Origin of the sequence: Prevotella sp. oral taxon 313, from assembly GCF_003043935.1 — a bacterium.
Lineage (GTDB): Bacteria > Bacteroidota > Bacteroidia > Bacteroidales > Bacteroidaceae > Prevotella > Prevotella jejuni.
Window position 1 is genome coordinate 2,305,218 of record NZ_PYXE01000001.1, and the last position, 19,861, is coordinate 2,325,078.

Genomic DNA, 19,861 nt, shown 5'->3' on the forward strand with positions numbered 1-19,861 from the left:
TTATAAGAAAAGGGCCTTTTTTTTATTCTCTTCAAAGAGAAACTGCACACAAATTACTTCTTAGGACTCTCCCCAAACTCGTCTTTATAGCATTTTGAGAAATAGCTTGGAGTAGAAAAACCTACTGAATAAGCCACTTCTGACACCGATTTCTCTGTTGTCCTGAGCAGATGACGAGCACGCATAAGACGGGCTTTGCGGAGCATCTCCACAGGAGAATGCCCTGTCAATGCTTTTACTTTTCGATAGAGCTGTACACGAGAAAGACCGATTTCATCGCCAATTCGCTCTACATTAAACTCACTATCACCAAGATTTTCCTGGATTATCTTGCGCAACTGAGTAACAAAAGTTTTATCCGTCTCATTCGATAACTTCTCACAAACACCGTTTTCATCGGTATTTGAGAACATCTGACTGAGCTTCTTCCTACTTTCTATAAGGTTATCAATACGTGAGAAGAGTAGTTCCAAAGAGAAAGGCTTTGCGATATAGGCATCAGCACCATGCTTATAGCCCTCAGCACGTTGCTCGTCTAAACTGCGTGCAGTAAGTAGGATAACAGGGATATGACTAATTGCTTTATCCTGTTTCAGCTGACTACAAAACTCCAATCCGTCCATCACAGGCATCATAATATCAGAGATAACAAGGTCGGGAACTATCCGCCTTGCCATTTCCAGTCCACTCTTACCATCAACAGCTTCGCTCACCTTGTAGGTTGAAGAGAGTGCTCTACGAAGATAGGAACGAATATCACTATTATCATCAATTATCAATACTTCTGGGCGAGCTGCCTCATCTGGCAACACAAGGTCGTCAATATGACGTGCCTGATTAGGTACCTCTTCCGTTGAACTAATCTCCACAACTGATGAGTATGGCTGCTGAGACTTTGAGGTACTCAGTTCACCAGCTTGAGAGAGTGGCAAAACAATAGTAAACCTACTACCCTCTCCCTCTTTACTCTCAACCGTTGCTTCTCCGTGATGTAGGTCAGTGAAAGCCTTGACAAGTGCCAAACCGATGCCAGTTCCTTGAGCTGCATTCTTTGCTTGATAGAACCGATTGAAGATATAAGCTTGTTCGTCGGCTGCGATACCAATACCATTGTCACTTACCTCTATCTTTACTTTGTCGCCTTCCACAGTGGCAGCAAAGGTAATCTTACCCCCATTAGGAGTGTATTTCATCGCATTGGTTAAGAGATTATAGCAGATACGCTCTAACTTGTCATGGTCGGCACGCATCGGTATAGTCTTTGGTGCTTCAAGCTGTAGATTGATATTCTTCTTCTGTGCAGAGACAGTAAACAGTCCTATCCACTGCTGCATACACTCTATCAAGTCGAAGTCGGACAAATGAAGTTTCATCTTTCCATTCTGTACCTTACGGAAGTCAAGTATCTCACCAACCAAGCGCATCAGCACAGACACATTACGTTGAACAATCTGAAGCATATCTCGCTGTTGTGCACTCAGGTTGCTGTCACGGATGATATAGTCAACAGGATCGGCTATCAAAGTCAATGGTGTGCGTAGTTCATGACTAATGTTTGTAAAAAACTGAAGTTTAGCTGTAATCGTCTCCTCCTCTATTCGATGCCGTGTTACTATCGAACGATAGGCATAGACAAGAATGCCAATAACCAAAATGACGATAATACTGAAAAGGAGGAAGTAAACCTTCTGGTGATTATATTGTGCTAAATAATTATCCACCTTACCATGAAGCGATTGAAGACGAGCTGTCTGCTTCATGATTTCTTCATTTTGAAGGAGTAGCGCATTGGCATTATCGATCGTCACAAGTGTTCCTTTCAAGTAGTTATCACGATGAAATGGCTTCTTTTCCAAGATATTTAACGCCAACTGCATAACAAGATCGCCACGCGTTGGATAAATATAAGAGGCCACCAAACGGCCATCACGCACATCTTCCATACCCCCACCCGCAACAGGAAGAGCATCAATACCAACAAACTTTATAGCCTTTTCGCCGCGTTGCATCGCCAACTTTCGTGCGCCAGCTGCTATACGATCATTCTGCCCAAAGACATAATCTATCTTCATTCCTTGTGCAAGGATGCTGTCCATGACTGCAGCCCCACGCTCTTCCTGCCAATCAGTATAATAACGTCCTACGATTTTTATATCAGGATAAGCCTTCAAAGCCTCCGTAAAACCACGGTCACGTTCAATAGCTGGTGAAGAACCTTTCAATCCACCTATCTCCACAACGTTCCCTTTTCCACCGAGCTGATGCGCAATAAACAGTCCCATCTCATGCCCAGCCTCGTAGTTATCGGCTCCTATAAAGGCTGTGTACTTCTTTGAATCAGTCTTACGATCGAATAAGATAACAGGAATACCAGCATCGTATGCTTTGTCAATTACCGATGAAATGGTATGAATTTGATTAGGAGAAACTATGAGAAGGTTGACACCTTCTTTTATAAACTGTTCTATCTGTTGTTTCTGTAGTTTGTCATTATCATTTGCTGAAGCAAATTTCAACGAGACATTATCATGCTGATAAGTACTCATTACCAGCTCGTCGTTGAGTTTATCACGCCAGATATCTTCTGAACACTGAGACACTCCGATGACATATTTCTTTGTATTGTTATCTGAACAAGCCGAAAACAACAAAGTGAAAAATAGAATGTATAAGCATTGCTTCATCTGCATAAATATCGAAAAGATTATGTACAATACAGCTTTATTGCAGCAAAGTTACATTCTTTCTTCTGCATTTGCAAGTATCGGAGCAAGTAATTCTGTCTATAAAAAGCATCCATTCACAGCCTCAATAGCTATTCTGTGGGCTTACTATGCCTTACAAGTAAAGACTGTCACGATCGCTACTCAAACACGGATAAGCAACTATTAACGAACGTCTAAGGTTTTATCAAGCCCAATTCGTTCACCTTTATGTTTCTGAAAGCAGCTCTATTGCCATCTGAATAGAACTTAACAGAAGCGTAAGGCTGCGTCGGGAAGACAAGATTGGTCATAGAGATACGCCCACCATTGACAAAGATTTCAATCGAACACTTGTCAACAAAGATATTCAAGTGATAGGTGTCGGAGTCGCAGAGGCTTAATGGTGCCCATGTTCCGAGTGCAAAGTCGTTCTTATAATTAATAGAGTTCAGCTTCCGCTTCGCACCTAAAGGCTTCTGTCCCTCACGCTCATCATAGTCAGTTTCAATCTTATGTGGCTCTGACTTCTCACCAAACTGAACCTTTCCACTCTCCGTACGATCCATAACAAGCCTACCTGCCTTCATATCAAAATAGATATCTACCCTCTCACCCTTATCATTATAAAGAACAATTCCGGTCTTAGCTGCCTTATTCGGTGTTACATCCATCTCTAATTCAAAAGCATTCTCTTTGCTGACTGATACATTCTCTGCGTCCCGTTCGTGAGCGATAAGCAGGTTAGGTAAGCGCTTATACTTCCTTCTTAATAAGACTACCTCTGGCACAACATTAGAAGACATATAGATTTGTCCATCTTTACCTGTGAAGAGTTTCAACTCACGTGGAAGCGTATTGGCACCACGATATTGACGAATAGGAGTAACGTTAGCATACTGCCAGTTGCTCATCCACGCAATACCCAACACACGGTCTTTAACGCCTGAGAAGGTAACAGTGGCATAATGGTCCTTACCATAGTCGAGGAACTTAGCCACAGAAGGGTCGCTATCACAGGTGAAGTTCGTGCCATCGAAGTCACCAACGAAATACTCCGTAGCACTACCACCAAAGAGACAGCCGGGATTGATATTCACAATCATCACCCATTTCTTCTTATTCGGGTTACCATCAACAGGGAGTTCGAAGAAATCGGGACATTCAAACTGGTTAGGTTGTGCACCATATCCCTTACCAAAAGCACTGACGTAGGTCCAATCCTTAAGGTTTGGCGATGAGTAGAAACGCATCTCTTTGTCCGCAGAGACTATCATATACCACTTCTGCAATGGCTCATACCAGAAGACCTTTGGGTCTCGGAAATCTTTCACCCCATCAAATGGCTTCAAAACTGGATTCTTATCATACTTATGGAAAGTATAACCGCCATCGGCACTATAAGCCATACATTGCGTCTGTGCATTCTCCTTGCTATCGGATGTATAAAGGGAGATAATCGCATTCTTACCATAACCAGCCGTACCCTTCTTATCTATTACCGTACTACCAGAGAAGATATGCCCCATTGGGTCGCGGTGAATCGTCGGCTCTACCTCTTTCCAGTAAATAAGATTATAACTTATAGCATGTCCCCAATGCATATTTCCCCACATAGAGCCGTAGGGGTTATACTGATAACAGAGGTGATAGACACCATCTTTATAAAACATACCAACAGGGTCGTTCATCCATCCATAGGAAGGAGTATGATGATAAGAAGGACGATAGAAGTCGGTATTGGTCACATCCCAAACGTTTGAGAGTCTTAACTGCCCTTGCTTGAGGGTTAGCGCATCCTCTTTTAGATTTAAGATCTTGACTATCGAAGTCTTACCCTTATTGAGTTTGAATGGTACATAATAGTCGGTTTTACCTTGTGCCAGCCTTATATCCATCCACGTATCCGTCTTCTTGCCATTATCAAGCATCACCTGCGCCTCATCTTTCCCCTCTTCAATCGGAAGGAGAAGATACTGTGGCGACTTTACTATCTTCACAATCGTCGTATCTCTAACACGTGTGATGTTCATTGTCTGTGCCGTAGCCGATACGGAAAGAGCTGTCAAGGCTGCATAAAGGAGAAGATTTCTTTTGTTCATAGTTATTTCAGTTATGGCGTTACCATTTAAATGCCGCTCAATGGTTGCACCCGAGTTACTGCAACAAAGATACATTCTTTCTTTTGTATTTGCAAGCAATTTGTCCCTTTCTCGTCTATATACAACAATGTGTTTAATCCTCCGCACCACTCGTGCTAAGCCTTCGCACCACTCGTGCTAACCAATGACACGATATGTGCGGAGCTTCAACACGCCGATTAAAAACCCACATAAAAAATATCTGTGATACCCTTTCGGATACCACAGATACTTAATATTATAGATAATTCTAATGTTAGCGAATTAGTCTGCGTATGGAATACTCTTTCTCCACAAACGAACAGGAGCTGCACTCTTATAACCCTTTACATATCTTGAATCAGCACCATATACTGGATCATTTTGCTGATCTGCAGGAGGGTTAACATAAAGATAATAGTTCATGAAACCACTCACATTCTCCTGATCAGATTGACCCTTGAAAGATACAGATTGCTTAGGAGCTTGGTGAAAACAATCTTCCATATAACCTTTATCTCCTTTAACAAAATATCGTGCTCCTGTCAAAGCATCATTAGGTGTCCAGTATTGTGTACCTTTTCCAATTGAATTATAATCAAAATACCACCAAGTTTGACCATCCGTACTACCAGCAGGTCTACCTGGTTTTGGAGTTTCAGCAGCAGCATTTATACCTGCGTAAGGGAAAACACGTGTTACATCAGCAGGATAAGTTACATCATAATTCTTTGGAGCAGCCCAGAAATCTTCATTAGAGATATCATCGATATCAAGAACGAAACGTGGACCAAGATAACGCTGTGTAAGTACAGCAGCACCATTCTTATCTTCCCAACGAATAGTATAGCGATAGTCATTGTTGCCAACCCATTTAGTCACATTAAGACCAGATGCCACTTGACCAGCAGCTACATAAGAAGACTTTGCATAGCCTCTATACACTCGTCCCTCAGAGCCATCATTTATATAATCAGGTCTCTTAGACATACCAATCATATAAGAAATGCCGTTATCAGCTATAGCTTTAGCGTAAGAGTGGTATACAAGTTTTGTTTCTGACCAACCTGGAAGTTTCGCAGGTGAAACAAAACCCATTGAGTATTTTGTATATCTCAAGTTACCACTGCCATCCTTACGGAAACCAGGGAAGCCAAAGAACTGTGGAATAATGCTACGCCAATATTCATGGTCAGCAAACATATAGTTAGAAGGGATGGTTGAAAGTTTAGTTTCTATCTCACTATACAGATAACGTGTCGTATGAGCAATATCTTGATTAGCTGTACTTGACAGCTCAGCTTCATTACCAAAGTTGTCATGCTTAGCAATATAGCTCAATGGAGCGAACTTATACACAACATCACCTTTAGCAGGATAGTTTGCACCAGACTCATAAGCATGAAGTGTACCGTATGCAGGAAGCATATTAATAGAAGTTGGCACAACACTATTTCCTGTACCATTTCCATTTGGCACAGCCATCAACAAGAACTGGGTCTTAGAAACCTTCTTTAAATCATAACTTCCAGTTCCTTCTTCATCACCATTATAAATCTTCACTGCCTGCTGCTGTGGTGCCATCCAAACATAGATATAGCTTGGAGCAGGCTGACCATTTGGAACATTATCAAAGTTATTACCAGATTGCTTCTTCAAGAAGATATGATCGTAATAAGTAAGTGCAGTATTAAGAGTTCCTGACTTTTCGTCTGCGTAATCCTTAACATATGTACCATGAAGACGGAAACGATTGGTGTTTTTAAGACCATTCTCAATAGCAGCATCATCCAATGGACGCTGATAGAACTTAAACGCCTTAAAAGCATTCTTGTAAGAAGCAGACTTAGCAGAAGCAATGGCAGCATCCTGTGTATCAACAAGGTCTGAAACCGCAACATCATTGAAGCTATTCAAGTCGAACTGACCACAAAGGATATTACTTGTGATGATACGAACACCATTATACATGAAATCGAAATCAGTCTTATTGGTAACTTTCAGACGTACGATAGAACCAAACTGCTTGAACAAAACCGCCTTTTCAGCCTTAATAGTCTTGTTTGCAGCATTGGTTGTCAACTTACGCCAGCTGAAGATATAAGGAATGTTTGCACCCCAAGTCACCTTAGCACCTGCATCATTGAGAGCAACCTGTCCCTCAGAATAACCATTAAACTTCACCTGATTGTTACCTGGCAACATCTCACCACCTAAGATACCACATACAAACCATGTACCCTTGCTAAGATCGGTACCAGCAGCCATATCGAAGTGATCATTTGCCATTAATGCTAATTTACCACCCTTCTTATAAGTCCAATAGGTTACAACCTTTGTAATAGGCTGGGTAGTGTCTTTACTCTTAAAGATAAGGAGCACTGGCACCTTCGTACCATCAGCAATTTCCTTACCATCAATTCCAGTCTTATCAAAGATACCGATAGGTGTTGGGAAACCATCAGAAACTCTTGTTTCATAACCAATAGGATTTGACTGAACACCAGCACGGCTTGCAGGTGCAGTCTGCCCCATATCACCCTCCATCGTCATGGACACAGTAACACCAGGCTGGTTATTCTCATTTGAGATAGACTCAACAACATCCTTGTCTGCACAGCCAGTGAAAAGCAATGCAAAAACAGCGATGCACGAATAAAATAGTTGTTTCATTTATTTTTTTGTTATCGTTATGTAGGTAAATTATTCCCTACAGGTTTGTTTTCTAATTTTATCAAATAATTCTCTTAAAATTAAACAGCAGTTGGGTTATGCTCCTCAGGATCGTCTTCATCATCACCTGGAGTAAGGCTACCCTTTATACTACTGTGTGCATGGAAGCCACCTTCCATAAACTCATCCGTGTAAAGACTCAACACTTTAGCATCTGGCTTTACATAATCTTTCTTTTTCATAAACCTTTATTGTAATATAGAATTTTGATAATAATCGATGGTTAATTGCATTCCTTTTTGACACAGAATAGACCTTAAAGATATCCTTTGAGAATCTGTTAATTTAGCAAGCTATCTCGAATACGTTTATTAAATTTTGTGCAAAAGTACGTATTATTATTGATATAGCAGGTATACACAAGCAAACATTTCAAATATTTAACACTTTCCTTGTGTCTGAAAACTAAAGAGTTAAGGGAGGTATTAAGGAGTTAAAGGAGTTAAGACAATAGTAATATAAAAGAGTAAAGGAGCGAAAGGAAAAAGACTAACCAAGAGGAGTTAAGGAGTTAAGGAGTTAAAGGGAGTTAAGACAATAGTAATATAAGGAGTAAAGGAATGAAAGGGAAAAGACTAATGTCTTAACTCCCTTTAACTCCTTAACTCCTTAACTCCTCTTGAAATCTCCTTAACTCCAAAGGACACTACTCTGGATAGAACTTGATACAGGCAGGGTGACTAAGGATAACATCTTGATTAGTATTCTTAAGCATACCCGTACTCTTATCACGTGAGTAAACCTGTATTGAGTTGTCATCACGGCAAGCAACAAGAAGGAACTTACCATTTGGGGTTATAGCAAAGTTACGTGGGTGTTTACCCGTACGCTGTGCACCGACACGAGTCAATGTACCATTGTTATTTACACGGAAGATTGTGATACCATCACCCTTCAGACGTGTACTGGCATAAACAAACGAACCATCAGGACTAACATGGATATCAGCACCACCACGTGCGTTAGCGTAATCGGCAGCAATAGACTGGAGTTCCTTTAACTTACCATCACTATAACTGTAAACTGTCACCTTACCAGACAATTCACTCATAAGGTAAGCATACTTACCATTAGGAGAGAAGACAAGATGACGTGGACCAGAGCCTGGCTTCACATGAGCAGCAATACCATGGTCCTCTAACTTCTTATTACGTTCATTATAAGAGAAACAAAGAATACGGTCGCCACTGAAGTCGGTTGTAAGGATATAACCATCAGGCGCAAAGATAGCACAATGTGCATGAGGTGTGTTCTGACGTGAACGATCTGGTCCTCCTTTCTTACTACCTACCTGAAGCAAAGACTTACCAAGTGTTCCATTCTTAAGAATAGGGAAGACAGAGATAGTACCCCCAGAGTAGTTAGCTGTAAGTGCAATCTTGCCATCTGTAGCAACATAACAAGGATCGCCACCATGCGTTAGCTGAGAGTTCTTAAAAGCGAAAGTACCGTTTACAGGGTCGTAACCAATACTATTGAGAACAGCCGTTGCATTATTCTTCTCGCTAACAGCATAGATGTTACGGCCATCCTTACTGAAAGTAAAATAAGAAGGATTGTCTACCTTCAACGAAGCAATGCCTGATGCAGTACCCGTAGATTGGTCGAAAGAGAAGGAATACAATCCCTGACTACCTGCATCGGTATAGGTACCAACTACCATCTTAATATTACTGTCGGCAAAACCGAACACAGGAACGAAGGCTAAAGCCATGCTTAACAATTTAGATTTTAATTTCATCTTGGTTTATATGTTTATGTTCAATATTTAGATCTCTATCGTATCATCCGCCCTACGCAGCCCTCTTTGAGAAAAGACATAGCACAACAATACGTTGTTGCAAAAATAAATAAAACAATTATAAGACACATTCTTTTTTATCATTTTTGGCTATACAGACTGAATTTTAAGTTTTTGAAATCATTGATAAGAAACATAAAAGAATACAAGAGAATTCGTTATGAGTTTTATCTCTCACAGATTTTCACAGATGTACAGAAGCCTTTCTGCGAACAGGGAGAACACACAAACGCCGATTGACGGCAACAGATATGAATGATATAATTAGGGGTCATACTATTTGGAAAGTGAAGGCAATAGAACTGGATACAAAAAGACAGAATAACAAAGAGTCAGATGAGTAGTTATTCCTTTTGTTATACACAGAACTAATAAAGCCATTCTCGTCACCATACATAACTCATCAATTCTAAGAAGGAGAGGCTTTACGGAAACACCCTTATATATAGGATAAGGAAATAAGGGAAAGGAGTAAGACTAAATGCACATATAGTCATGTACAGATATCATGGCATTCACTCCCCCACTTCAAAAATCCCCATGATAGATAGTGATACTCATATTAATTTAGTTAAATAATCATAAACAACACGTAGCTATGCTATTCAAATCTTTTATATAAGGTTGAAAATAAGTACCTTTGCAGTCCGATTATTAACGGGGATACACTTAGAACCCCATACGACACGTGTTAATAGTGTTGTCTTTGGCCGGACAGCATGGTTAGGTCAAGCACAGTCGTAGAAATAGAAAACGTTTTTTAGTAGTAAAATTATTAATTTTTTAGAATGGACACTTTAAGTTACAAGACTATTTCCGTAAACAAGGAAACAGCTAAGAAAGAGTGGGTCGTTATTGACGCGAGCGATCAGATTGTAGGTCGTCTTTGCTCTAAAGTAGCTAAGCTTCTTCGCGGAAAGTACAAGCCAACTTTCACCCCACACGTAGATTGTGGTGACAACGTAATCATTATCAATGCAGCTAAGGTTGTATTCTCTGGTAAGAAGGAGACTGATAAGGTTTACACACGTTATACTGGTTACCCTGGTGGTCAGCGTTTCAACACCCCTGCACAGCTTCGTACTCGTAAGAACGGTATTGACAAGATGATTCGTCACGCTGTTAAGGGTATGTTACCAAAGGGTCCTTTAGGTCGTCATCTGTTGGATAACCTCTATGTTATCGAAGGTACAGAGCTCAACGGTCTCGAGGCACAGAAGCCAAAGGCAATTGATATTAACCAGTATAAATAATAAGGAGAAAGATGGAAGTAATTAATGCAATTGGTCGCCGTAAGAGCGCTGTAGCGCGTGTTTACCTCTCAGAGGGCACCGGTAAGATCACAATCAACAAGAAAGATTTAACTGAATTCTTCCCATCAGCTATCCTGCAGTACGTGGTTAAGCAGCCACTGCAGTTGCTCGGTGTAGAAGGTCAGTATGACATTAAAGCCAACCTCGATGGTGGTGGCTTTACTGGTCAGAGCCAGGCACTGCGTCTTGCTATCGCTCGTGCATTGGTTAAGGTTAACGCTGAAGATAAGAAAGCACTTAAGGACCAGGGATTCCTGACACGCGACAGCCGTACTGTTGAGCGTAAGAAGCCAGGTCAGCCAAAGGCTCGTGCTCACTTCCAGTTCAGTAAGCGTTAATATTTCCTTTATGTTCTTTGGGACATTGAACTTAGGACATTGAACCATACAGTCTGCTCTATTCAATAAATAGAAAGACAAAGGTTCAAAGTGTAAATACCAACGTACAAAGGAATAAAAGGAAATGGTTTAGTATCTAAACTGACGCGATTCCTTATCGGGGGACTACCCGTCAGTTGATTCTAACAAAGCGTGGTGAAGCTCATTCGCCAAGAAAGAATTAAAAAGAAAGTAAACAAGTAAAAACAAACAAAATGTCAAGAACAAATTTTGACCAGTTATTGGAGGCAGGATGTCACTTTGGCCACCTCCGTCGCAAGTGGAACCCAGCTATGGCTCCTTATATCTTCATGGAGCGTAACGGTATCCACATCATCGATCTTCACAAGACTGTAGCTAAGATTGACGAGGCTGCAGAGGCACTCAAAGGTATTGCAAAGAGTGGTAAGAAGATTCTGTTCGTCGCTACTAAAAAACAAGCTAAGGAAGTTGTAGCTGAGAAGGCTGCAGCTGTAAACATGCCATACGTAAACGAGCGTTGGGCTGGCGGTATGCTGACCAATTTCCCAACCATCCGTAAGGCAGTGAAGAAAATGACGAACATCGACAAGTTGATGAACGACGGAACATTCTCTAACCTCTCTAAGCGTGAGCTTTTGCAGATTTCACGTCAGCGTGCTAAGCTCGAGAAGAACCTCGGTTCTATCTCAGACTTGACTCGTTTGCCATCTGCACTCTTCGTTGTAGACGTAATGAAGGAGCACATCGCTGTTAAGGAGGCTAACCGTCTCGGCATCCCAGTATTCGGTATCGTTGATACCAACTCTGATCCAAAGAACATCGACTATATCATTCCAGCTAATGATGATGCTAAGGATTCTGTAGAGGCTATCCTCGCTGCTTGCTGCGGTGCTATCGCAGAGGGCCTTGAGGAGCGTAAGGCTGAGAAGGCTGACGAGAAGGCTGCTGCAGAGCAGGCAGAGGAAGCTGCTGAGGCAAAGCCAAAGCGTGCTGCTCGTAAGGCAGAAGAGGCTCCAAAGACTGAGAACGAGGCACCAGCTGCTGAGTAATTAAACGAAACATAGTGGGCGCTGGTGAGTGCTAATGAGCTTCTATATTATTTATAATAATAGGTGAAGTTTATTATCCCTCATCAACGCCCACAATATTTAATAATATTAGAAAGGAAAACAAAAAAATGGCTGTATCTATTGAAGATATTAAGAAGCTCCGCGCTATGACAGGCGCAGGTCTGGCTGACGTAAAGAAGGCTCTCACAGAAGCTGAAGGCGACTTCGACAAAGCAAAGGAATTGATTCGTGAGCGTGGTTTGGCTATCGCTGCTAAGCGTTCTGACCGTGAGACATCAAACGGTTGTGTACTCGTTAAGCAGGTAGATGGCTTTGCTGCTATGGTTGCTATTAAGTGTGAGACAGACTTCGTTGCTAATGGTCAGGACTTCATCGCCCTCGTTCAGGAGATTCTGGACGCTGCTGTTGCTAACAAGTGCAAGAGCCTTGATGAGGTTAAGGCATTGAAGCTCGCTAATGGCGAGGATGCTGCTACAGCAGTTCAGCAGCGTTCTGGTGTTACTGGTGAGAAGATGGAGCTCGACGGCTACAACTTCCTTGAGGGTGAGAACTTGTCTGTTTATGACCACATGAACAAGCACACTCTCGCTACTATCGTTCAGCTCAACGAAAACAACGAAGAGGCTGGTCACAAGGTAGCTATGCAGGTTGCAGCTATGAAGCCAGTAGCTCTCGACGAGGCATCTATTCCACAGTCAGTTAAGGACGAGGAGTTTAAGGTAGCTGTTGAGAAGACTAAGGAAGAGCAGGTAGAGAAGGCTGTTGTTGCTGCTATCAAGAAGGCAGGCATCAACGCTAACCTCGTTGACAGTGATGACCACATTGAGTCTAACATCAAGAAAGGTTGGTTGACTCGTGAGGAAGCTGACAAGGCTATCGAAATCCGCAAGACTGTATCTGCTGAGAAGGCAGCAAACCTCAATGAGGGTATGATTCAGAATATCGCTAAGGGTCGTCTGAATAAGTTCTTCAAGGAGAACTGTCTCGTTGATCAGGAGTTCCAGTTTGGTGATGGTGACAAGCAGAGCGTTAGCGAGTGGCTTAAGGCTCAGAGCAAGGATCTTAAGATTGTTGCTTACAAGCGCTTCACTCTCTCTGCTGAGTAATCATAGAGATTCTTTAGAAGAAAAATATAGGAGTTGCAGGAAAGCCATCAGGCTCCTGCAACTTTTTTTTGCTTATTGGGTTATTGGCCCAATAAGGCTAATAGGGCCAATAAGGCTAATAAGGCTAATAAGGCTAATAAGGCTAATAAGGCCAATAGGGCTAATGAGGCTAATAAGGCTAATAAGGCTAATAGGCCTAATAAGGCCAATTAGGCTAATAAGGCCAATAATCCCCCAAAAACATCAATAATGAAAATCTTTGCAGTCGGCATGAATTATGCCGAATATAATAAATCGCAAAACGAAACGTTATCTAAAAAGGAAGGACCAGTTATCTTCACAAAGGCAGACTCTGCCCTACTGAAAGATAAAAAGCCTTTCTTCATTCCCGATGACTTGGGAACGATTGAATATGAAACGGAACTCGTGGTACGTATCTGTCGATTGGGTAAGACCATCTCAGAGCGTTTCGCACATAGATACTACGATGCTGTGACTGTTGGTATTGACTTTACAGCCCGTGAATTACAGCAGAAGCTGAGAGCACAAGGGCTACCATGGGACCTCTGCAAAGGATTTGATGGTTCGGCAGCCTTAGGCGAATGGATACCAAAGGAGAAGTTCCTTAACATACAACGACTCCGCTTTCACCTTGATATCAATGGGCAAACCATTCAGGAAGGATGTACAAGTGATATGTTATACAAGGTAGATGAAATCATAAGTTACATCAGTCGCTACTTCACCCTCAAAACTGGCGACATTCTCTACACAGGTTGTCCATCAGGTTGTGCACCTGTACATATCAATGACCATCTGGAAGGATACATAGAAGAGAGAAAGGTTCTCGACTTCAATTGCAAGTAAAGAAGACAAGAAAAGATAGACTATCAAGAGACTATCACACATGGTTTAGAAAACAATACATTGTTAACTAACAAGTAGCTTGCGTCTCTCTTCATTTTACCAGCACAAGGTATAGAAGATAATACATGTTCAACAAACAAGCACAAATAAGAAAACCGAACAGAGGGAATAACTGACCAAAAGACATAAGGAGGAATACATAGATAAAATGACAAAAGGATTCTACGAGCTGATAATGAAACGTTCAGCAATACTCTGCCTCATTCTCCTGTTGAGTTGTATAAAGCTATCAGCTCAGCAGCAAAGGTTTTTCAATCTAACAGTTCAAGATGTGACAATAGACTCAGTATTGCCACATTTCCACTATGCTATTCCCATAGGTGAGCAATATGCTGACTCTATCTACGACTTAGAGATACGTTACCCAGAGTTCATAGATATGAGCCAGGCAGACATTGCCCGATATAATGCACTGACAAGTATTATACCACCCACATTACCAGAAATACACCAGCAGATGACCGTCGAACGCAAGCGTGGGGTATTAGAGATTTCTCTAATGCCAATCGTTCAGCGCAACGGAAAAAAGCAGTTCCTCGTCAGTTTCATGATAGCTCTTACATCGCATCCAAAGAAGAGAACGACAAAAGGGCTTACTACTCGTGCAGGTAGTGGAGCCTCATCCACTACTACAAGTCGCTATGCAGAACATTCCGTTCTCGCCAATGGTAAATGGGCAAAGATACGTGTGCCTGCCAATGGTGTCTATCAGTTAACCAACGACCTCATCCGCCGTGCGGGCTTCTCTAATATAGATAAGGTGAAAATCTATGGTTATGGCGGGCACTTACAAAAGGAAGTACTAACAGCAAATGACATCATTTCGCATGATGACTTAAGAGAAGTTCCTACCTATAATAGTAATGGTAGACGCCTTTTCTACGCTCGTGGCCCTATCAGTTGGGAAAGTAACACATCTGTGAAGAGAGTCCGCAATCCCTATTCAGACTATGGCTATTACTTCCTAACTGAGGATAATAACACTGCTCCTACGACTATTTCAGACAGCACCACCTTCCTTAATAGTTTTTATCCTTCGGCTGACGACTACCATAGTCTACATGAAGTAGATAATTTCAGTTGGTATCATGGAGGGCGCAACCTCTTTGAAGAGACACCATTAAAGCTCAACGAAAGTAAAATTTTCACCTTATCTAACAAAGCACATGCGACAAATGCAAAGCTCACAGTAGCCATAACAACAGGCTCCTATACCTCAACTGTAAAGGTAGAAGCAAACGGTCAGCATCTTGGCGATATCAGAGTATCTCCTCAAGATTCCTTTGACAAAGGCTACGAAGAAGTCAGGACCTACACACTCAACACACTCCATGCTGTTGATAGTATCAAATTGACCACCCTGTCAGGCGGTCCTGCACGTCTTGACTATCTCATCATGACTTACCCTACACCTGCGCCAGCCCCTTCTTTGAAGGCTTCTTTCCCTGCCTCTGAGTATGTTTATAATATAACCAATCAAGACCATCATGCTGACGATCCAGTCAACATGGTGATTATCATCCCTACAAGTCAGAAGTTATTAGCACAGGCAGAACGCTTAGCAGCCTTCCATCGCACACACGATAACATCACTGTACGCATTGTCCCAGCAGACGAACTCTATAACGAGTTCTCAAGTGGGACTCCTGATGCTATGGCTTATCGTCGTTATATGAAGATGCTTTACGACCGTGCTACTACCACCAATCTCCCACAGTCGCTCCTTCTCTTTGGCGATTGTGTATGGGATAATCGTATGGTGACCAGCGCCTGCCGCAATCTCAACCCCGATGACTATCTCTTGGCATACGAGAGTGAGAACTCATTCAGCGAGACCGACTGCTATGTCAATGATGGTTGGTTTACTTTAATGGATGATGGTGAGGGAGGAGACTTACTGAGACGTGACAAAGAAGACCTCGGAGTAGGTCGCTTCCCAGTTACTGATCCCTCAGAAACAAAGATATTAGTCGATAAGACTATCAGCTATGCAGAGAATAAGAATGGTGGGAGTTGGGAGAACGTCATCATGTTCATGGGCGATGATGGCAACAACAACCTTCACATGCATGATGTCAATGAGACCGCAGAAACCATTATGTCGACCTATCCCGACTATCAAGTAAAGAAGGTGATGTGGGATGCTTACCCTCGTGTATCGTCTGCCACCGGTAACACCTACCCTGAAGCAAGTGCTATCATCAAGCAACAACAATCACAGGGTGCACTTATCATGGATTATGCGGGACATGGAAAAGAAGACCAGATATCCCATGAAGCAGTACTCCGACTTAATGACTTTGCTAATTTCACCAATGCTAATCTACCTCTCTGGATTACTGCCAGCTGTGATATTATGCCTTACGATGGTACCATCCCGACCATCGGTGAAGCAGCAATGTTAAATAAGAAAGGTGGTTCAGTAGCCTTCTGGGGTACTACCCGCACGGTATATGCCTACTATAACAAGGCTATCAACACCGCTTTCCTTAAGCATGTACTAAGCTTTACAGATGGAAGACCAACCACGTTGGGCGAGGCGCAGCGTTTAGCTAAGTGTGAGTTGATTAACTCAAACAGCGACCTCACACCGAACAAGTTACAGTATGCCCTATTAGGCGACCCTGCCCTCTCCCTTAACCTCCCAACCTTAGAGATTAAAGTAGAGACAATTAACGGACAAGCCCCCAATGCGTCAGGCTCAGTTACACTCAAGGGTGGCTCGGTTGTGACCGTCAAAGGATACATAGCAAAGGCTGGTAACAAACAGACCGATTACAAGGGACTGCTCACAGCAACCGTTCGTGACACAAAAGAACTCATCACTTGTAAGCAACAAGAGGAGACATCCACAAGTGCTTTCCAGTATTATGACCGCCAGAAGGTGCTCTACAATGGTACTGACAGTATCAAGAATGGCGAGTTCACCTTTACCTTTGCCGTACCACGCGACATCAACTATGCAGCAGGTACGGGCCTGATTAATCTCTTTGCTATTAATGACAACCACACCCTCATGGCCCAAGGTCACGAAGAAGGGTTCACGATTGACGGCACAGAAGTTGTTTATAACGATTCTATCGGACCATCTATCTATGCCTATCTCAATTCATCTTCGTTCGTCAATGGCGGTGAGGTAAACAGCACTCCATACTTCTATGCACAGATAACAGACAAAGATGGCATCAATGCTTCTGGTAATGGTATTGGACATGATATGCAGTTGACTATCGATGGTAAGTTGACACAGACCTACATCTTAAACGACAACTTCCGATATGACTTCGGTAGCTATACCTCAGGAGCAACAGGTTTCAGCCTACCAGAGCTCTCTGAGGGTCCACACACGCTACAGTTCCGTGCATGGGACATACAGAACAACCCTTCAACCGTCACCCTTCAGTTCAAAGTTGTCAAGGGATTGGCCCCTGAAATCTATAGTGTCAATGCCTCAAAGAACCCAGCTACGACAGAGACAACCTTCATCGTCACCCATAACTACATTGGTTCAGATGTCGATATAGACATAGAAGTATTCGATATGAGCGGTCGACTGCTATGGCACCGCAGCGAGACAGCTGTTGCATCGGGCAATGCCATCACCGCCAACTGGGACCTTACCGTTGAGAGTGGGGCAAGACTCAAGACGGGCGTCTACCTCTATCGAGTACGTCTCAGCAGTAATGGAGCCACCAAGGTATCGAAAGCTAAGAAACTAATTATCTTAGACAATAAATAAGACAGATAGAACGTTTCTATCCATATAGCAACATAAAACAAGCAACACAATTAAAACAGAATGATTAATAAGCTTCGTATAGCCATCCTCTCACTGACGGTACTTGCCTCGTCTACCGCTTTTGCGCAAGAGAAGAAGGATATCTTTAACCCTGTCAACACATCAGTTACTTCACAGACCATCGCTCCAGACGCACGTTCGGCTGGTATGGGTGATGTCGGTGCAGCCACTGACCCCGATGTCAACTCACAGTATTGGAACCCTGCTAAATATCCTTTTAACATCTCCCGTGCGGGTGTCTCACTGAACTATACGCCTTGGCTCCGCCAGTTAGTGAGCGATATCGACTTAGCCTACCTTGCTGGCTACTATCGTATCGGTGACTATAGTGCTGTCTCAGCATCATTGCGTTACTTCTCTTTGGGTGAGGTGCAGATGACTGATGGCTCTAATATGACCATCAACCCCTACGAGATGTCATTGGATGTAGCCTACTCCTTGATGCTAAGCGAGCATTTCTCATTAGGTGCTGCAGTACGTTGGATATACTCCGACCTTACCTATAACTATACAGACGACACCGCTCCAGGTTCTGCCTTTGCTGCCGACCTGTCATGCTACTACCAGAACTATATCAATATCGGCGAACGCGAGTGCCAGTTAGGCTTAGGTATGAACATCTCAAACATCGGCTCTAAGATTACCTTCGGTGGTGACAACCGTTCTGAGTTCATCCCAACCAACCTCCGTTTAGGTGCTTCCTTGATGGTTCCTATCGATGAGTTCAATCGTTTTACGATAGCTGCTGATGCCAATAAGTTATTAGTTCCTACCTATCCAAAGCGCAAGGCTGATGAGACACAGGTAGACTATGACAATCGACTCCAGAAGGATTACTATGACGTATCATCTATCTCTGGTATCTTTAAGAGCTTTGGCGATGCACCTAATGGTGCTTCTGAAGAGTTACAAGAGATACAGTGGAGCTTAGGCGCAGAATATACTTATAATGACAAGTTCTCCCTTCGTGCTGGTTATCACCATGAGAGCGAGAACAAAGGTAACCGAAAATACTTCACTGTGGGCGCCGGCTTTAAGATGAATGTCTTTGCTTTGGATGCAGGATATGTCATTGCAACAGCCAAGAACAACCCACTCGACCAGACTCTCCGCTTCTCCCTCACCTTTGATATGGATGGTATTAAGGACTTGTTTAAGAGAAGATAAGCAACAACTGGCCCCTCCCCAAACCCCTCCCCAAAAGGGAGGGGAGTGATTACTACAATTAGCAAAATCCTTGATAGTAATCTTCTTTACATAAGTATTATAAGACTTTTAATATAAACCAATAAAAACCTATCCCTTGCATTAAACATCCTCTACCTTAGAAGAGCTTGGGAAGGTCCCCATTATTATGACCAATTCTACTCAACCCATCCCATCTTTCCGCGTCGGAATGGGATATGACGTACACAAACTTGTGGAAGGACGCGACCTTTATTTAGGTGGTATTAAGATTGAGCACAGTCTCGGTCTTCTCGGACACAGTGATGCCGACGTATTGATTCATGCCATCTGTGATGCCTTACTCGGTGCTGCTAACATGCGCGACATCGGTTATCATTTCCCAGATACTTCTGCTGATACGCTCGATATGGACTCTAAGATTATCCTTCGTAAGACCATTGACCTCTTAGCAACAAAGGGTTTTCGTGTAGGGAACATCGATGCTACGGTGTGTGCCGAGCGTCCAAAGATAAACCCACATATCCCCGCTATGTGCAAGTGCTTGGCTGACATTATCGGTTGCGACGTCGATGCCGTATCTATCAAGGCCACCACTTCCGAACGCATGGGTTTTGTTGGTCGCGAAGAGGGCATGGCCGCCTACGCTGTATGCCTTATCATGAAAGGCTAATAGTCATCGCATAGACAACAGATAAGCTACGAATACATATCCGTACTATCTTATCATCATCATAAAAAAGCAA

General features: G+C 42.7%; 14 protein-coding genes. 9 read left to right on the top strand and 5 right to left on the bottom strand.

The window, feature by feature from the left end:
• Positions 1–53: 53 nt before the first annotated feature.
• The gene (locus tag AXF23_RS09065) at positions 54–2,690 is read right to left on the bottom strand and encodes a substrate-binding domain-containing protein (RefSeq protein ID WP_370445508.1); all 2,637 of its coding nucleotides are present in this window, start codon (positions 2,688–2,690) and stop codon (positions 54–56) included.
• Between the two features lie 16 nt (positions 2,691–2,706).
• On the opposite strand from AXF23_RS09065, the gene AXF23_RS09070 reads away from it, so the two are divergent.
• Positions 2,707–2,892, top strand: a complete 186-nt coding sequence (locus tag AXF23_RS09070) for a hypothetical protein (protein WP_146156736.1) — start codon at positions 2,707–2,709, stop codon at positions 2,890–2,892.
• A gap of 7 nt (positions 2,893–2,899) precedes the next feature.
• Here the strand turns inward: AXF23_RS09070 and AXF23_RS09075 are convergent, their stop codons facing one another.
• The 4 genes from AXF23_RS09075 to AXF23_RS09085 all read right to left on the bottom strand — a co-directional run bounded on the left by AXF23_RS09075 (position 2,900) and on the right by AXF23_RS09085 (position 9,296).
• Positions 2,900–4,804 (bottom strand): glycoside hydrolase family 32 protein, encoded by a 1,905-nt coding sequence (locus AXF23_RS09075; protein ID WP_107625073.1) that lies wholly within the window; start codon positions 4,802–4,804, stop codon positions 2,900–2,902.
• A 303-nt stretch (positions 4,805–5,107) separates the two neighbouring features.
• A complete protein-coding gene (locus tag AXF23_RS09080; protein ID WP_107625074.1) occupies positions 5,108–7,495 on the bottom strand; it encodes a hypothetical protein in 2,388 nt (795 codons plus the stop codon).
• An 80-nt stretch (positions 7,496–7,575) separates the two neighbouring features.
• Entirely contained in the window at positions 7,576–7,737 is a 162-nt protein-coding gene (locus tag AXF23_RS16095) for a hypothetical protein (RefSeq protein WP_199222177.1), read from the bottom strand.
• Between the two features lie 464 nt (positions 7,738–8,201).
• A complete protein-coding gene (locus AXF23_RS09085) occupies positions 8,202–9,296 on the bottom strand; it encodes a lactonase family protein (protein ID WP_107625075.1) in 1,095 nt (364 codons plus the stop codon).
• Positions 9,297–10,144: 848 nt separating this feature from the next.
• On the opposite strand from AXF23_RS09085, the gene rplM reads away from it, so the two are divergent.
• The 8 genes from rplM to ispF all read left to right on the top strand — a co-directional run bounded on the left by rplM (position 10,145) and on the right by ispF (position 19,788).
• A complete protein-coding gene (rplM, locus tag AXF23_RS09090) occupies positions 10,145–10,609 on the top strand; it encodes a 50S ribosomal protein L13 (RefSeq protein ID WP_107625076.1) in 465 nt (154 codons plus the stop codon).
• An 11-nt stretch (positions 10,610–10,620) separates the two neighbouring features.
• Positions 10,621–11,007, top strand: a complete 387-nt coding sequence (rpsI, locus tag AXF23_RS09095; RefSeq protein ID WP_004358788.1) for a 30S ribosomal protein S9 — start codon at positions 10,621–10,623, stop codon at positions 11,005–11,007.
• Between the two features lie 254 nt (positions 11,008–11,261).
• A complete protein-coding gene (gene rpsB / locus AXF23_RS09100; RefSeq protein ID WP_089365308.1) occupies positions 11,262–12,077 on the top strand; it encodes a 30S ribosomal protein S2 in 816 nt (271 codons plus the stop codon).
• Positions 12,078–12,205: 128 nt separating this feature from the next.
• On the top strand, positions 12,206–13,204 hold the full coding sequence (tsf, locus tag AXF23_RS09105) for a translation elongation factor Ts (protein ID WP_107625077.1): 999 nt from the start codon (positions 12,206–12,208) through the stop codon (positions 13,202–13,204).
• 249 nt (positions 13,205–13,453) lie between these two features.
• The gene (locus AXF23_RS09110; protein WP_107625078.1) at positions 13,454–14,071 is read left to right on the top strand and encodes a fumarylacetoacetate hydrolase family protein; all 618 of its coding nucleotides are present in this window, start codon (positions 13,454–13,456) and stop codon (positions 14,069–14,071) included.
• A gap of 208 nt (positions 14,072–14,279) precedes the next feature.
• Entirely contained in the window at positions 14,280–17,870 is a 3,591-nt protein-coding gene (gene porU / locus AXF23_RS09115) for a type IX secretion system sortase PorU (protein ID WP_107625079.1), read from the top strand.
• Positions 17,871–17,930: 60 nt separating this feature from the next.
• Positions 17,931–19,097, top strand: a complete 1,167-nt coding sequence (gene porV / locus AXF23_RS09120; RefSeq protein WP_089365310.1) for a type IX secretion system outer membrane channel protein PorV — start codon at positions 17,931–17,933, stop codon at positions 19,095–19,097.
• A 187-nt stretch (positions 19,098–19,284) separates the two neighbouring features.
• The gene (gene ispF, locus AXF23_RS09125) at positions 19,285–19,788 is read left to right on the top strand and encodes a 2-C-methyl-D-erythritol 2,4-cyclodiphosphate synthase (protein WP_107625080.1); all 504 of its coding nucleotides are present in this window, start codon (positions 19,285–19,287) and stop codon (positions 19,786–19,788) included.
• Positions 19,789–19,861: the final 73 nt, after the last annotated feature.

Bases quoted from the DNA above. Each gene is read 5' to 3' on its own strand.
- AXF23_RS09065 (WP_370445508.1), bottom strand. From the start codon at position 2,690: ATGCAGATGAAGCAATGCTTATACATTCTATTTTTCACTTTGTTGTTT.
- AXF23_RS09070 (WP_146156736.1), top strand. From the start codon at position 2,707: ATGTACAATACAGCTTTATTGCAGCAAAGTTACATTCTTTCTTCTGCA.
- AXF23_RS09075 (WP_107625073.1), bottom strand. From the start codon at position 4,804: ATGAACAAAAGAAATCTTCTCCTTTATGCAGCCTTGACAGCTCTTTCC.
- AXF23_RS09080 (WP_107625074.1), bottom strand. From the start codon at position 7,495: ATGAAACAACTATTTTATTCGTGCATCGCTGTTTTTGCATTGCTTTTC.
- AXF23_RS16095 (WP_199222177.1), bottom strand. From the start codon at position 7,737: ATGAAAAAGAAAGATTATGTAAAGCCAGATGCTAAAGTGTTGAGTCTT.
- AXF23_RS09085 (WP_107625075.1), bottom strand. From the start codon at position 9,296: ATGAAATTAAAATCTAAATTGTTAAGCATGGCTTTAGCCTTCGTTCCT.
- rplM (WP_107625076.1), top strand. From the start codon at position 10,145: ATGGACACTTTAAGTTACAAGACTATTTCCGTAAACAAGGAAACAGCT.
- rpsI (WP_004358788.1), top strand. From the start codon at position 10,621: ATGGAAGTAATTAATGCAATTGGTCGCCGTAAGAGCGCTGTAGCGCGT.
- rpsB (WP_089365308.1), top strand. From the start codon at position 11,262: ATGTCAAGAACAAATTTTGACCAGTTATTGGAGGCAGGATGTCACTTT.
- tsf (WP_107625077.1), top strand. From the start codon at position 12,206: ATGGCTGTATCTATTGAAGATATTAAGAAGCTCCGCGCTATGACAGGC.
- AXF23_RS09110 (WP_107625078.1), top strand. From the start codon at position 13,454: ATGAAAATCTTTGCAGTCGGCATGAATTATGCCGAATATAATAAATCG.
- porU (WP_107625079.1), top strand. From the start codon at position 14,280: ATGACAAAAGGATTCTACGAGCTGATAATGAAACGTTCAGCAATACTC.
- porV (WP_089365310.1), top strand. From the start codon at position 17,931: ATGATTAATAAGCTTCGTATAGCCATCCTCTCACTGACGGTACTTGCC.
- ispF (WP_107625080.1), top strand. From the start codon at position 19,285: ATGACCAATTCTACTCAACCCATCCCATCTTTCCGCGTCGGAATGGGA.